The organism is Chryseobacterium aurantiacum (assembly GCF_003020585.1).
Lineage (GTDB): Bacteria > Bacteroidota > Bacteroidia > Flavobacteriales > Weeksellaceae > Chryseobacterium > Chryseobacterium aurantiacum.
In genome coordinates this window covers 1-15064 of record NZ_PXUE01000007.1, presented here as the reverse complement: position 1 = coordinate 15064, position 15064 = coordinate 1, and the positions used below count along the sequence as shown (strand labels likewise).

Genomic DNA, 15064 nt, shown 5'->3' with positions numbered 1-15064 from the left:
AAAATAGTACCTTATTAAATTAAAATATGGATTTCGAAGACTTTATCATTTCACCAAGAAATTTCAAAACAGAAAGCTGGCAGATTGGAAGTCGGATCACAAAGGATATAAAAGAAGACAGCATCGTTCTTTTATTTGTGTCAGATTACAGAGGAGCAGGCGGAGATGCAGAAGTACAGGATTTTACTGCAGTTAGAAAGGAGTTTTATAAACTTGCACAGCTGGATTTTGAAATTCCGGTTGTAGACCTTGGCGATTTGGTTTCCGGAAAATCTGTTCAGGATACTCATTATATTTTGCAGGAAGTTTTATCTGCATGTCATTACAAAAGAGCTCTTCCAGTAATTATCGGAGGTTCTAATGACTTTGCTTTTTCACTGTTTTCTGCAATCAATTTCCATCAAAAAAGCATCAATTATACCCAAGTAAGCAATATTATTTCCCTTAAACAGGGAGAAGAGATTAACGAACTTACTTTTTTAAGCAAAATATTCGGGGCCAAGACTTTTTCTATTAAAAACTATCACCATCTGGGATATCAGAAACATTTGAATGAAATGGATTCTGTAAAGCTGATCAAAGAAGTGGAATTCGATATTATCCGTTTGGCTGAAATGATGAATTCTACAGAAAAAACAGAGCCTTTTTTCCGAAAAGCAGATCTGGTTACAGTCAATTGTGATGCAATAGAAAGTTTCAGTGAACCCTTTTCAGTAAATCCTCAGGTTAACGGGCTCAACAGGAGAGAAGTTTGTGCCTATATGAAAGAAATAGGACTAAGCGAAAACCTGAAATCTGTAGGGATCTTTAATTATAATATTTATTCAGAGAACCAGTTGAATCATCAGCTTCTCGCCCAAATGCTCTGGTACCTGATTGAAGGGATCAATATTCAGAGATCTCACCCCAAGGAAAGGCACTATGAATTGTTCTATGTTTTAATAGATGACAGACAATTTGCTTTTAAGCGTGATACTTTCAGTAATTTGTGGTATTTTGGCGATGATGAAAATATAGAAAATTGTATTCCTTGTTCAAGAAAAGATTTTGATGAAGCGAAGAAAGGCTGGTTGAATGCAAGACTGATGAAATTTTAATATATGACGTACGTTCCCTCAAAAGTCTCCATTATTGTTCCTGTTTATAATGTCGAAAATTATTTGACAAAATGCCTTGATTCCTTAGTGAACCAAAGCCATCCCAATATTGAGATTTTGGTAGTGGATGACGGAAGCAAAGATAAATCCGGGGAAATTATAGAGAGTTTTGCTCAGAAATATCCGGAAAAAATAAAGCCTTTTACCAAGGAGAACGGAGGATTGAGTGATGCACGGAACTTTGGTATTGAGCAGGCAACAGGAGATTATATTGGTTTTGTAGATAGTGATGACTATGTTACAGAAACAATGTTTGAAGAAATGGTACTGCTGGCAGAACTACATCATGCAAAAATGGTGATCTGCAATATTCAGAAAGTGGATGAAAATGGTCAGGTAACCCAAAAGCTGACTCAGCTACCCAATATGCAGGAGAAAATTAATCTTGAAGAACATTTTTCTGTTTTTTCGGATATCAGCTATTTTGCTTGTAATAAATTGTTTAGAAAAGATCTTTTTGAACATAAAAGATTTAAAAAGGGAGTTCATTTTGAAGATATTCAGCTCATTCCACAGCTTTTATTGGAGTGTAAGATTATTGCACAGACGCAGAGTTTTCATTATCAGTATCTTGAACGTACAGATTCTATTACAAAAACGCATACAGAAAAAGGACTTGATATATTGAAAGCGGTGCAGGATGTAGAAAATAGGTTCAAAGACTCCAGGTATTCAAACAAAATAAAAGAATTGAAAAACTTTCAGATCTTTGAAGGAGTTTATTCTTTTCTGGCCTATTTGGCATTTGTGAAAGATGAGAAAAATTTTTACAAAATGTCTGATAAACTGACTGTTTTTATGAGAGAAAGACAAATAAAAATTCAAGATATATTGAGCTATAATCGTTTTGGTAAGAATTATCTTTTATCTTTGCCAGTGAAAAAAAAGATTTTTTATCTGTTATTTTTTGCCGGACAGAAAAAGTTGATAAGAAAATTGATATAAACACAAATGTAAGTACTATTGTTTCGGGCGGTAGAACATTGGATGAAGCATATCCTGCATCATCGGTTTTAATGGAAGAGACAAAATGTGTACTGGATAAGAAAAAGAATGAAAAATTTTGAATTGTTCTTAAGCGGATCGGGGATACCTATTTTCTATGTAAAAATAGGATTTGGTTTCGTGTTCTCCTTTTTAATTACTTTTTTCTCCATACCTACTATCGTAAAGATCTCCAGAAGAAAAAATCTTATGGATGAACCGGGAGTTAGAAGTTCACATCTCAGAAAAATTCCTAATCTCGGAGGTATTGCCATATTTTATTCAATTGGGATATGTGCCTCTATTTTTGCCTACGAATTATTTGACCTCTATAAATTTCTCTTTGCCTCGCTGATTATACTCCTGTATATTGGGGTAATGGACGATATTGTTGTCATGAGGGCCTATAAAAAACTTGTGGCACAAATTCTTGTATCCTCATTGGTGGTAATTGGCTCAGATATAAGAATCCGAAGCTTATTTGGTATTTTCGGAGTGTATGAGCTGAGCTATCTTGTGAGTGTGATCTTCAGTGTCATTACTTTCATTATCCTGATTAATGCATTCAATCTTATTGATGGGATTGATGGACTGGCTGGTGTGTATTCTGTAATCTGCAGCGCATTGTTTGGAATAAGTTATTACAGACTGGGAGAATATAATTATCCGTTGGTTGTTCTGTCTGTGGTTATCATAGGAACTGTTTTGGCATTTTTATATTACAATCTTTCGAATTATAGAACCAATAAGGTATTCATGGGAGATACAGGTTCCATGTTGCTGGGCTTTCTTTTAGCATTTACTTCCATTTGCTTTATTGATATTTTCATTGATAAAAAACTTATTGATGTACCCAGATATCACCTGCAGTCTGCTCCGGTAGTTGCTGTGGCCATTCTTATTCTGCCTATTGTAGATACTTTGAATGTAATTTTTGTAAGACTTTATAATAAGAAATCCCCTTTTGATGCCGATAAGAACCATATCCATCACAAGCTTTTAAAACTTAATCTTACCCACAGAAGATCTACATTCTATATTATCGTTTATTATTTAATGATTGTAGCGGTAGCCTATTATTTGAGACATATCAACGTGAATCTGTTATTGTTTATCATTGTTTCATTAGGTTTTCTGGGCGCTTATTTACCGGATTTGATATATCGATTAAGAAATAACAAAAATTAACAATTAAATATTACTTTTGTAACCAATATTCAAATATGATGAAGAATTTTAAGTATTTATTTTTAATATTATTACCTTTCCTGGTTACCTCGTGCATCACTACAAAAGATGTAAGATATTTACAGCCGAGCGAAAGTCTTGTAATTAACGAAGAAGGTCTTGTTCCCTACAATATTCCTATCTACAGAATTACAAAAAATGACCTCCTTAATCTTAATATTGTTACCACACCCAAAGGAGATGCTGCACAGTTTTATTCTTCCCTGAATACGTCTGGTGGATCAGGTGGTGGCGGTGGAATAAGTGCTGCTTCAGGAATCGGAGGAGCCGGAGGTGGCGGTGGAACAGGATCCAGTAGCGGAGGAAATGTGAATTTCTACTTTAATGGACTAAAGGTGGATTCCAACGGTGATATTAATATATTCGGAATAGGATACATTAAGGCTGAAGGAAGAACACTTGATGATGTTACAAAAGAAATACAGGGCAAAGTAAACGAAAACTTTCAGGAAGGAAAATCTGAAGTAAGATTAAATACAGACGGAATTACCTATTATATCCTTGGTGATGTAGAATCAACGGGGCTTTCAGGTGAGAAAGTAGCTCATAAAAATACACTTACTATTACTGAAGCATTAGCAATAAACGGAGGTTTGAACAGAACCATTGATAAAAAGGATGTTGTTATTCACAGAAAGCTCCCCGAGGGGATCAAAATAGCTAAAATAGATCTTACCCGTGAAGATCTGATGAATTCTCCCTACTATTATATTCAGAATGGGGATGAAATTTACCTTAATACCAGAAGAAAAAGCTTAAACGGATTCGGAAAAGACCCAATCCAGACTTTACTTACCGGTGTAGCTGCAATTACAACAGCATTAACTCTATATACAATCCTACAAAAACTTTAATCCCTATGATTCCCGGAAAAGACACTCAAGTAGGAAAGAGCGAAGCCCCAAAAGAAAAATACGGGACTTTTGCATTGTTTGATATCGAACATTTTTTAAGAAGAATACTTAAAAGCTGGTATTGGTTTGTTTTTATGTTTCTTATTGGCTATGGTATTTCGTGGGTATATAGTAAATATTATGCTCAGAACGTATACTCTTCAGATTTATCCCTGAGTATATCCAATAATACATCAAGTTATTTTAGCCCAAACCAGTCCATTAACTTCATCTGGGGACAAGGAGGAAACCAGGACGGAGTATACTTAAAGAAAATGCTCTTCTCAAGATCGCACAACGAATTCTTGGTTAAAGAACTGAACCTTTTTGTAAATTATTCTACCAAAGGTCTCATCAAATCTACATTCTTGGATAAAGATGACTCTCCGGTTTTCCTTGAAATAGACAAAAAGCATCTTCAACAAGTTGATTATCCTATTACGCTGATGCCAAAAGATAATGGAACCTATGAAGTTGTTCTTCCTAAAGAAGGACAGTCGGTAAGCCTGTATAATTACGAAAAGGAAGGCTTTCAAAATATTAAGCCTTATAACAGACCGGAAAATAAAATCATTAAAGTCAATGAATGGTATAATTCTCCAAACCTAAGATTCAAGCTGGTTAAAAATCAGGTTATACCTAATATTAAGCAGGATGTTATCATTATTAATCTAAGCACAGTTAACCAGAGTGTTAACGATATTGTATCTACCATAGCGGTAAATTTTGACAAAGAGATCAATACCATTATGGTTATTAGTAAGAAAGGATATAATCTTAACAGTACGGTAAACTTTCTTAATAAATCTGTAGCCGAACTTCAAAAGAAAAGGCTAGAGGATAAAAACATTGTGAATAAAAATACAACAGCTTATCTACAAAATAATCTCAATGATATTCGTAAGAAATTGGATTCTGCGGCTGTTGTCCTGAACTATCTGAAAACATCAGAAAAACTATACAATATTAAAGACAGAGATGAAAAATCTCTTGAAAAAATAAAAGACCTAGAAGCGAAAAAAGCAGATCTTGTAAGTAAAATAAGTTCTCTGAATAATATTAAAAATACCCTTCAGTCGCAGAATTTCGATAAAATGATTGCTACCAATGCAGCAGGATTTGAAGATGGAATGTTTTCTGCTTCCGTAAGTGAACTTAAAGCTTTATATACAAAGAGATCAGAATTGGCATCAATTTACAAGCCAACTTCTGAACCCATGAAAGAGGTAAACCGACTTATTAACGAAGCGAAAACAGGATCTTTCAGTAGCTTAAAAAATTATTACACTAAATATTATGACGAGATCAACAGGATTGATCGTGAAGTTTCTAATGCAAATTCAGATTTGACAACCTATCCTGAAAAGGAAAGAAAATATCTGGATGCAGAAAGAGGCTATAATATGATTGAGGCTACATACAACAGTCTTTTGAATAGACAGAATGAAGCCCAGCTAAATGTAGCAACAAATCAATCTGATATTAGCGTGATTGACCCGGCCAAGAATTTAGGACAGGGACCTGTAGGGCCAAATGTCAGAATGGCTAAAACCGGAATAATATTCGGGATGTTATTGCTTCCTTTATTATTTATTTTAGTGGGAGAACTGCTTGATAATAAGATCAGAAATATCAAAGAACTGCTAAGCGCAACAAAAATTCCACTTCTTGGAGTAATCGGAAACAACAGTAATGAAAACATGCTGACGGTTTTGGAACAACCAAAATCATCTGTTTCTGAAGCCTTTAGAGGAATAAGAGCGAGCGTTAGATTCCTAATGGATAATAAAGAGGAAAAAGGTAAGGTAATACTTATTACATCTTCTGTAGGGGGTGAAGGAAAAACCTATGTATCCATCAACCTTGCCTCTGTACTAGGATTAAGTGATAAAAAAACAATCCTATTAGGAATGGACCTTAGAAAACCTAAAATCTTTGGTGACTTCAAAATTGATAATAAATATGGTATCTCAAACTACCTGACAGGAGAAGTGGATATTGACCAGATCGTGAACAAGACAAAAATTCCAAATCTGGATGTTGCTACTTCAGGGCCTATTCCTCCCAACCCGTCGGAGTTATTAATGAGCCAAAGAAATATTAAGTTTATAGAAGAACTGAGAGAAAAATATGACTTTATTATTATAGATTCTCCACCAGTTGGATTAGTGGCAGACTCCTATGAACTTATGAAATATTCCGATGCAAATATTTACGTTGTTCGACATGAATATACAGAAAAGTATATGCTAAGAATGATCACCGAGAAATATCATAATAATGAGATTGAACATCTGGGTCTTATTTATAATGATTATACTACGAAGCAGGGATATGGCTATGGATATGGTTACGGATATGGGTATGGCTATGGCTATTTTGATGAAGATAAAAATTACAAAGAACCACTGTTAATCAGAATGCGCAATAAGATGCAGAGAATGTTTAATAAAAAATAGAGCCTTAAACCCTCATTCGATGGGGGTTTTTTCATACTTTATTTATTTTCATTCTATGAAAAAAAGAATATTTTTGCCACTTTGCCGTTTACTTTATAACAAATTATGTTTTTTTGTTTATTTTTAACTAAACATTAAGATTATCATTAATATAAAAATGTTTTATATTTGCAAAAATTAAATTTTAAAATAACCATAAATCCATATTCTTTTATGAATAAAAAATTATTGTTTAGCTTCCTTGCCTTCCTTGGAGTGGTGAGTGTTAAAGCTCAAAGAAACGAATTGGGAGTTCGTCTAGGTATGAGTAACCTAGTGGGAGATGTAGGAAGGACAAATTATATTTTACAAAAGCCGTTGGATTTAAATAGAGTGTCGGATTGGGGTATCCCATTTTATGGAGGAATATTATATAGATTTAATTTTAACCCGCATCAAACTATTAGATTGGATTTAGGATACAACCAAATCCAGTTTAGTGATAAAGCTGCAAAAGAAGAATATAGAAGAAATAGAAACTCATACGGTAAAAATAATGTGTATGAGGCAAGTTTAATGTTTGAATATAACTTTTTCCCTATAAATAATGAACAGGTTAGTATGGTAAGCCCATATATTTTTGGAGGGGTAGGTGCCTTAATGTTTGATGCACCTAAAGCTAATCTTATGAATGATTTCAGAAGAGATGCAGATGGTGTGGCATTAGCTCCAATCAATGAAATGGACTTTAAAACAACAACCGAATACACCCTAGGAAAAAAAGTTACCATGCATATCCCTTTTGGGGTAGGTTTAAAGTACAAGTTTAACCATACTTGGGCTATATTTGCAGAAGCAACCTTTAGATATACATTAACAGATCAGCTTGATCACAGTAAGATCCTTTCCAGTGATGTGAAGAATTCATTTAATGCCGATATCTTAGATCCGGCTACAGGTGGTTCCCTATTACAGTCAGGTAATTATTATGCCGTTGCTAAAGAAAGAGAAGAAGAGTTTATTAAAAAGAGAAATATTGGAGATGATAGATCCAAAGACTGGATGAATACATTCAGTTTAGGACTAACCTTCTCGTTTGGAAGACCTCCATGTTATTGTGATTAATATGTCGTTGATTAAAAATAAAATAAATTCTGAGAATTTACCGAAACACGTGGCCATCATTATGGATGGTAATGGAAGATGGGCAAAATCTCGTGGCGAAGACAGAACCTTCGGTCACAAAAATGCCATTAATGCTGTAAGAAATGCAATTAATGCATGTAATGAGATCAATATCCCCTATTTAACATTGTATACGTTCTCTTCAGAAAACTGGAGTCGTCCGGCTGAAGAAGTGAGCTCCCTTATGAATTTGCTTGTAGAAACTTTACTGCTGGAAGCAGAAGAGATCTTTAGTAAAGGACTAAGAATGCATGTAATAGGAAACATGAATAAACTGCCTACTCTGGTAAGAGAGCAGTTACAGCGTGTGGTAGATCTTACAAAAGAAAACACAAAAGGAAACCTTGTATTAGCTATAAGCTATGGCTCGCAAAATGAAATACTGGAAGCCGTAAAAAATATAAGTTCTGATGTAAAAGAAGGAAAAGTAGATGTAGAGAATATCGATGAAAAACTATTCGAAGACTATCTCTATACCAAAAATTTTCCTCCAGTAGATTTACTGATCAGAACAAGTGGCGAAATCAGGATAAGTAACTTCCTCCTTTGGCAGATTGCTTATGCTGAATTACAGTTTTTAAATGTTCTATGGCCGGATTTCACCAAAGATATTTTCTTCCAATGTATTGTAGATTATCAAAACAAGGAAAGAAGATACGGATTAACCGGAGAGCAGATACAAGGCCAATAAATTTAAAAGAAAAGAAAGACTCGATAAAATGAAGTTTAGACTATTACCCATCATTATGTTTGCTGCTTCTGCGCATTTTTATGGACAAGTAACTCCACAGGACAGCACCAAAGTAAGTAGTGCTGTACACACAGAAAATGAGGTAGGCACTTATACACTTAAAGACATCGTTGTAGATGGGGTAAAAAAATATACACCAGCTCAGATCTTGCGGTTTACAGGCTTATCCAAAGGAGAAAGCGTAGACATACCAGGGCAGAAAATCAGTAATGCTGTTAAAAAGCTTTGGGATACCCAATCTTTTTCTGAAGTGGAAGTATACGTTCAAAGTATTGAAGGACAGACAGTCGTTCTTAAATTCTATCTTCAGGACCTGAAGGAACTTGGAGAAGTAAAATTCAAGGGCAAAGGAATAGGGAAATCTAAAAATGAAAAACTAGCTAAAGACAACAATCTGAAGCCAGGAACAAAGATTACTCAAAACCTCGTTTCAAGTCTTAAGACGAATATCCCAAAAGACTATATTAAAAAAGGTTTTGCTGATGCAAAAATCAGTATCGAGGATAAAATCAATGCCGGAGATCCATCTTTGGTAGATTGGACCATTAATGTAGACAAGGGAAGAAAGATCAAAATCGATCATATTGAATTTGAAGGCAATACAAGTGTAACCGATAGAAAGCTTAGAAATAAAGCTTTTAAAGAAACAAAACAAAGACGTTTCGGAATCGGAGGAATCTTGAAGTCTTCCAAATTTATTGAAGACAAATATCAGGAAGATAAGCAAAGCTTGGTTAATTATTATAACTCCTTGGGATACAGAGATGCAAAGATAGTTTCTGACTCGGTATGGAGAAATAAAAAGAATAATTATGAGATCAATGTAAAGCTTAACGAAGGTAAAAAATACTATATCGGAGATATTACTTTTACAGGTAATACAGTTTACTCTACAGAATATCTACAGAGATTGCTGGGATATAAGAAAGGAGATATTTACGATGCAGTAGGATTCAACAAAAAAGTAGGAGAAGACGGTGGTAAGGAAGATGATTCCGATATCAAGTCAGTATACATGAATAATGGATACCTTTTCTCCAATGTAACACCGGTTGAAAAATCAGTTTCAGGAGACGCTGTAAACCTTGAGGTGAGAATTAATGAAGGAGAGCAGGCAACTTGGAATAAAGTAACATGGCAAGGGAATACAACTACCCATGACCACGTAGTTCTTAGAGCTTTAAGAACAAAACCAGGTGAACTTTTCAAAAAAACAGAGATCAAAAGAACTTATTTTGACCTGGCAGGTATGTCATTCTTCGACCCGCAACAGGTTGGACAGGATATTCAGCCTAACCAGCAGGATAATACTGTAGACATCAATTGGAAACTGGTAGAAAAAGGATCTTCTCAGGTGCAGCTTCAGGCTGGATACGGAGGAAACAGCTTCATCGGAACTTTGGGACTAACGTTTAATAACTTCTCATTGAGAAACTTCCTTAAATTTAAGGACTTTAAACCAGTACCTCAGGGAGATGGGCAGACTTTCTCTATCCAAGTACAGGCAGGACAATATTTCCAGAACTATGGGGTGTCATTTACTGAACCTTGGTTGTTCGGTACAAAACCAACAGCACTTTCTGTAAGTTTGAACAACTCTAGAGTAAAATATAGTGACGGTTACGGAGGTTCTCAAAAACTTAATATATTCTCCGCATCAGTAGGTTTAAACAGACTATTGAACTGGCCGGATGATTATTTCTCTCTATATACAGGGATACAGTTCCAGAAGTATGACTTTAATAATTACCCATTCCAGTTTGGGGAAACTACAGAATACTACGGAAATGCAAATAACTTCAGTATCAATTTAGGGTTAAGCAGAAACTCTGCCGGGATAGATCCTATCTTCCCTACAATGGGTTCCAATATTGAACTTTCTGCGAAGTTAACACCACCATACTCATTGTTTAGCAACAAAGATTATGATTCAATGAAGCCTGTTGACAAATATAAGTGGATGGAATTCTACAAAATTAAGTTCAAGGCTGATGTATATAACGAAATTATCGGAAAACTGGTATTAAGATCTTCTGCTGAAATGGGATTCATGGATGGTTACAACAAAAACCTTGGAGCACCGCCATTTGAAAGATTCTATGTAGGAGGTACAGGATTATTCGGAGGTAGATATGATGGTAGAGAGCTAATTCCATTAAGAGGATATGAAAATGCAAGTACCTATGGTGGTGAAGGCACAGATATTACTCAAAAAGGAGGGGGTACAATCTATAACAGATTTACTTTAGAATTAAGATATCCGATTTCATTGAACCAAACAGCTAAAATCTATGCATTAACATTTGCAGAAGGAGGTAACGTTTGGAACTCTTGGGGTAATTATAACCCATTCCAGCTGAAAAGATCAGTAGGGGTCGGAGTAAGAGTTTATATGGGTGCATTCGGATTAATCGGATTTGACTTCGCTTACGGATTTGATAAAACTATATCAGGAGATCCATCTGGATGGCGAAACCACTTCTTGATGAATCAATCATTATAATTATTAATATGAAGAACTTTAAAATAACCATCACTTTTGTATTACTTTTGCTTTTTGGATTTTCAAATGCCCAGAAAATAGGAGTAGTAGATACTAATGAAATTTTAAATAAATTACCTCAGTATAAAGAAGCCGAAGCGAGATTAAATTCTCAAATTGATACCTGGCAGTCTGAACTTCAGAACATGCAGTCAGAATATGAAAGAAAAAAAGCGGCATTCGAAAGTGAAAAAGTGTTATTGATAGGGGATCAATTAAAGCTTCGGGAAAAAGAAGTTGTAGACCTTGATAAAAATATCAAAACAACAACGAGCCTACGTTTTGGAGCCAATGGTGAAATAACAAAATTAAGAACAAACCTTGTTTTACCATTCCAGGATCAGATCTGGGGAGCTATTAAAACAATGTCCGAAAAAAATGGATTGGGCATAGTTCTTGATAAAAGCAATAACATTAGTGTTATTTTTCTTCAGGGAAAATATGATTATACAGAAAAAGTATTGACTATTTTACTGAAAGGAACCGATAAGAAAGATAAAACTAATACTAAAAGTAAAAAGTAACTTTTTAAATTAACTTTTACTTATATTTAAAATCTAAAAACAAATTAAATTATTTATTTACCAATTATGAAAAAATTAAGTGTATTATTTGCAGCAGTGATGATGTTTGTTTCTGTAGGTATGGCAAAGGCTCAAAAAATGGCTACTTTAGATGTATTGGGAGTTCTTAATGCAATGCCTGAAAAGAAAAAAGCAGATGCTGATCTTAAGACATTCTTAGATACTAAGCAAGCTGAGATTAAGAAAAAAGCAGATGCTGGACAAGCTAAATTAAAGCAGTATAGCGAAGAAGCTCCAAAGAAAACTGCAGACGAAAACAAAGCTAGAGAAGCAGAATTACAAAAAATGCAGGAAGAAATAGCTCAAATGCAGGACAAAGCTCAAAAAGATCTACAAGCTAAACAAGAAGTAGCTTTCGGACCTATTGAGAAAAAATTAAATGATGCAGTTGAAAAAGTAGCAAAAGCTAACGGTTATGACTACATTATGGATGCAAACTCTCCAGCATTCCTTTACAAAGCAGGAGCTGATGCTACTGCAGCTGTTAAAAAAGAATTAGGAATTCAATAATTTCAGCAAATTAACAAAGATTTATAAAACCAACCGTCTCTTTTAGAGGCGGTTTTTTTATTTTTGCGGAATGGAAAAAGAAGTATCAACTACGGTAAAGGTTAGGTTTAGTGATTGTGATCCCATCGGACATTTGAACAATGTAAAATATCTTGATTATATGTTCAATGCCAGAGAAGATCATGTAGAGACTTTTTACGGATTTACCTATGAAGAATATACCAAACAAACAGGCTGTACATGGATTGCTATTCAAAACGAAATTGCCTACCTGAAAGAAGTAAGATACAATACCCAGGTAGTCATCAGTAGCAAGACCATTGAGATTCAGGATAGAACAGCCAAGGTTGAAATTCTGATGAAAAGTTTAGATGAAAAGACGGTTCATGCCGTACTTTGGGTAACCGTTATTTACTTTAACCTGAAAACAAGAAAATCAGAAATACATCCGGAAGATATCAAAGAAACATTCCACAAATTTTATGTGGACCTGCCTCAAAAAGACTTCCAGTCAAGAGTAAAGTTTTTAAGATCTCAAAATGCGAGAAATTCTTAATGAGTATCTTTTAAAAAGCTTTTTTGACAATTTTAAAATTAATAATATATGAAAAAAATAGTAGTAATAGGTAGTAATGGGCAGTTAGGAAACTGTATCAGGAAAATAGCACCCGATTTTGAAAACCAATATGAGTTTCTATTTACAGACTCTTCAACCCTGGATATTACAAATGAAGATCAGGTAAACGATTTTTTCTATGATAACAAACCAGAATACTGTATCAATGCCTCTGCATACACCGCAGTAGATTTGGCAGAAAAAGAAAGAGAAAAAGCATTTGCTGTAAATGCAGACGGAGTAGCCAATCTTGCCCAGGCTTGCACAGATTTTAAAGCGATCCTGATCCACGTCTCTACAGACTATGTTTTCGATGGAGATACAAACCTGCCTTACTCAGAAGATGACTTTACTAATCCAATAGGAGCTTACGGAGAATCAAAGAGAAAAGGCGAGGAGCTAGCATTGGAAATTAATCCAAAGACTATTATCCTAAGAACCTCTTGGCTTTATTCAGAATTTAATAAGAACTTTGTTAAAACCATGTTGAACCTTTTCTCTCAAAAAGAAGAATTAGGAATTGTAGCTGATCAGTTCGGACAACCTACCAATGCCAATGATCTTGCCGAGGCTATCATGAAGATTATTGAAACTCCAAATAAAACCTTCGGAGTATTCCACTTCTCAAACTATCCGGAAACAACATGGTTTGAATTTGCAAAAAAAATTGCAGAGTTTTCAAAATCATCAATAAAATTAAACCCTCTGACTACCGAGCAGTATCCAACACCGGCAAAAAGACCTGTAAGAAGCACCATGTCATTGGATAAAATAGAAGAAACCTATAAAATAGAACCAAGACACTGGGAGAATAGCCTTGAAGAATGTGTTGATGTTCTTTCACAACAATAATATTATGAAGAATATAGCCATCATCTTTTCCGTATTGTGCATCCAACTTTTGAGTGCACAAAATGTTTTTCTCACCAAAGTTGAAAAAACAAATGACAATTCAGATAAGTTCTTATATAAAAAAAATGCAGCTGCAACAGATGCAATCTACTTAGGTGAAGTAGAAGTTCAGGGGTTTTCAAAAGATGATGCAATGGTATTTTCATTGATCTATAAAAAAGCAAAGGAAATTGGAGCCAATACTTTTGCCATAAAACCTTTTGAAAATATTGATGGCTCACCCCAGGAATTTAATGCTTCCAATTATAAGATAGCCTTATATTATACCCCAAAAGAGAAATTGGCAGATCAGAATGGAGCAATGTATATATTTGCATCCTCAGAGAAAGATCAAAAAGTAAATGTGAATAGAAAAGACTATACTTTATCACCTCGGTCTTTTTTTAAATTAAAAATTATTCCTGGAGAAGTTTATACAATCTCTACCAAAAAACTTTTAGGCTCCACCATAAAGGTTCAACCTAAGAGCAACGATGAAAATTTGTATTTTCAGATTTCATCCTTAAAAGTTAAGCCGGATACTTCCGGAGTAGGAGGTTTAAACCTTAAATCAGGAGATGTTGTAGGTTTAGAGAAATCCTACGCAGAGTTTTTAAGCACTATTTATAAAGAGCAAGAATAGTAAGTAGAGCTTTATTAATTGTCTTTTTAACATCTTCAGACAATATATATCGGCCTTGAAACAAAAAATATAATCTCATTTATAAAAATTCCGTAGAAATTTCAATGTTTAGAATTTCTGCGGAATTTTTTATTTACCCTCAAACCTATCTATAATACAATGGTTGATACTATTTGGGCCAAGTGTTCACCAATGATCCAATTTAAAAAGGAGCTTTATCCTGCTATTCACTTCTACTCCTCGCTCCAAGCGTCCCCAATCCAGGTCCACCCGCTTCCCGATCCCTGCTGTGGGGTAACCGTTGCTATCAGGGCTAGGGAAGATGTCTTATATATAAATATAGTATATAGGCATATCTTCCATCACCCATTATTCATTATTTATGTCCCTCCTTCCCATCTCCCAAACATTTGTTTAAAATCTTTCCCGCTGCCTGCCAGCCCCTTATGAAAAAATAGGAACAAAATATGAACTTTATGTTAAATAAACTTGTGGGTTATGGTATAAGTTTCTATCTTTGCCCCACTGAAAACGAGAGTGGATCAGTAGCGCAGAAGAGCCTTTTGATAGGCAGAGACATTATAGACTACCAGGGAGGCAAGCTAAAAAAAACCTTCAACTT

General features: G+C 34.7%; 13 protein-coding genes. All 13 read left to right on the top strand.

Going from position 1 to position 15064, the window contains the following annotated elements; translation table 11 throughout:
• The first annotated feature begins 26 nt into the window (after nt 1–26).
• The 13 genes from C7D53_RS18660 (at nt 27) to C7D53_RS18600 (ending at nt 14442) form a co-directional block, all read left to right on the top strand.
• A complete protein-coding gene (locus C7D53_RS18660) occupies nt 27–1097 on the top strand; it encodes a formimidoylglutamase (protein WP_106917920.1) in 1071 nt (356 codons plus the stop codon).
• A gap of 3 nt (nt 1098–1100) precedes the next feature.
• On the top strand, nt 1101–2102 hold the full coding sequence (locus tag C7D53_RS18655; RefSeq protein WP_106917919.1) for a glycosyltransferase family 2 protein: 1002 nt from the start codon (nt 1101–1103) through the stop codon (nt 2100–2102).
• A 108-nt stretch (nt 2103–2210) separates the two neighbouring features.
• On the top strand, nt 2211–3329 hold the full coding sequence (locus tag C7D53_RS18650; RefSeq protein WP_106918100.1) for a glycosyltransferase family 4 protein: 1119 nt from the start codon (nt 2211–2213) through the stop codon (nt 3327–3329).
• Between the two features lie 35 nt (nt 3330–3364).
• Nucleotides 3365–4243, top strand: a complete 879-nt coding sequence (locus C7D53_RS18645) for a polysaccharide biosynthesis/export family protein (RefSeq protein ID WP_106917918.1) — start codon at nt 3365–3367, stop codon at nt 4241–4243.
• 5 nt (nt 4244–4248) lie between these two features.
• Nucleotides 4249–6741: an exopolysaccharide transport family protein gene (locus tag C7D53_RS18640; protein ID WP_106917917.1), complete on the top strand. Its 2493-nt coding sequence runs from the start codon at nt 4249–4251 to the stop codon at nt 6739–6741.
• Nucleotides 6742–6954: 213 nt separating this feature from the next.
• Nucleotides 6955–7845 (top strand): type IX secretion system protein PorG, encoded by an 891-nt coding sequence (porG, locus tag C7D53_RS18635; RefSeq protein ID WP_106917916.1) that lies wholly within the window; start codon nt 6955–6957, stop codon nt 7843–7845.
• Nucleotide 7846: 1 nt separating this feature from the next.
• Nucleotides 7847–8596, top strand: a complete 750-nt coding sequence (locus tag C7D53_RS18630; protein WP_106917915.1) for an isoprenyl transferase — start codon at nt 7847–7849, stop codon at nt 8594–8596.
• Between the two features lie 28 nt (nt 8597–8624).
• Entirely contained in the window at nt 8625–11159 is a 2535-nt protein-coding gene (locus C7D53_RS18625) for a BamA/OMP85 family outer membrane protein (protein ID WP_106917914.1), read from the top strand.
• Nucleotides 11160–11167: 8 nt separating this feature from the next.
• Nucleotides 11168–11722 carry an OmpH family outer membrane protein gene (locus tag C7D53_RS18620; RefSeq protein ID WP_106918099.1) on the top strand — a complete coding sequence of 185 codons (555 nt, stop codon included), beginning with the start codon at nt 11168–11170 and terminating at the stop codon, nt 11720–11722.
• Between the two features lie 66 nt (nt 11723–11788).
• The gene (locus tag C7D53_RS18615; RefSeq protein WP_076356793.1) at nt 11789–12292 is read left to right on the top strand and encodes an OmpH family outer membrane protein; all 504 of its coding nucleotides are present in this window, start codon (nt 11789–11791) and stop codon (nt 12290–12292) included.
• A 70-nt stretch (nt 12293–12362) separates the two neighbouring features.
• On the top strand, nt 12363–12848 hold the full coding sequence (locus C7D53_RS18610) for an acyl-CoA thioesterase (protein ID WP_106917913.1): 486 nt from the start codon (nt 12363–12365) through the stop codon (nt 12846–12848).
• A 48-nt stretch (nt 12849–12896) separates the two neighbouring features.
• Nucleotides 12897–13760 carry a dTDP-4-dehydrorhamnose reductase gene (gene rfbD / locus C7D53_RS18605; protein ID WP_106917912.1) on the top strand — a complete coding sequence of 288 codons (864 nt, stop codon included), beginning with the start codon at nt 12897–12899 and terminating at the stop codon, nt 13758–13760.
• Between the two features lie 4 nt (nt 13761–13764).
• The gene (locus C7D53_RS18600) at nt 13765–14442 is read left to right on the top strand and encodes a hypothetical protein (RefSeq protein ID WP_106918098.1); all 678 of its coding nucleotides are present in this window, start codon (nt 13765–13767) and stop codon (nt 14440–14442) included.
• The last annotated feature ends 622 nt before the right edge of the window (nt 14443–15064 follow it).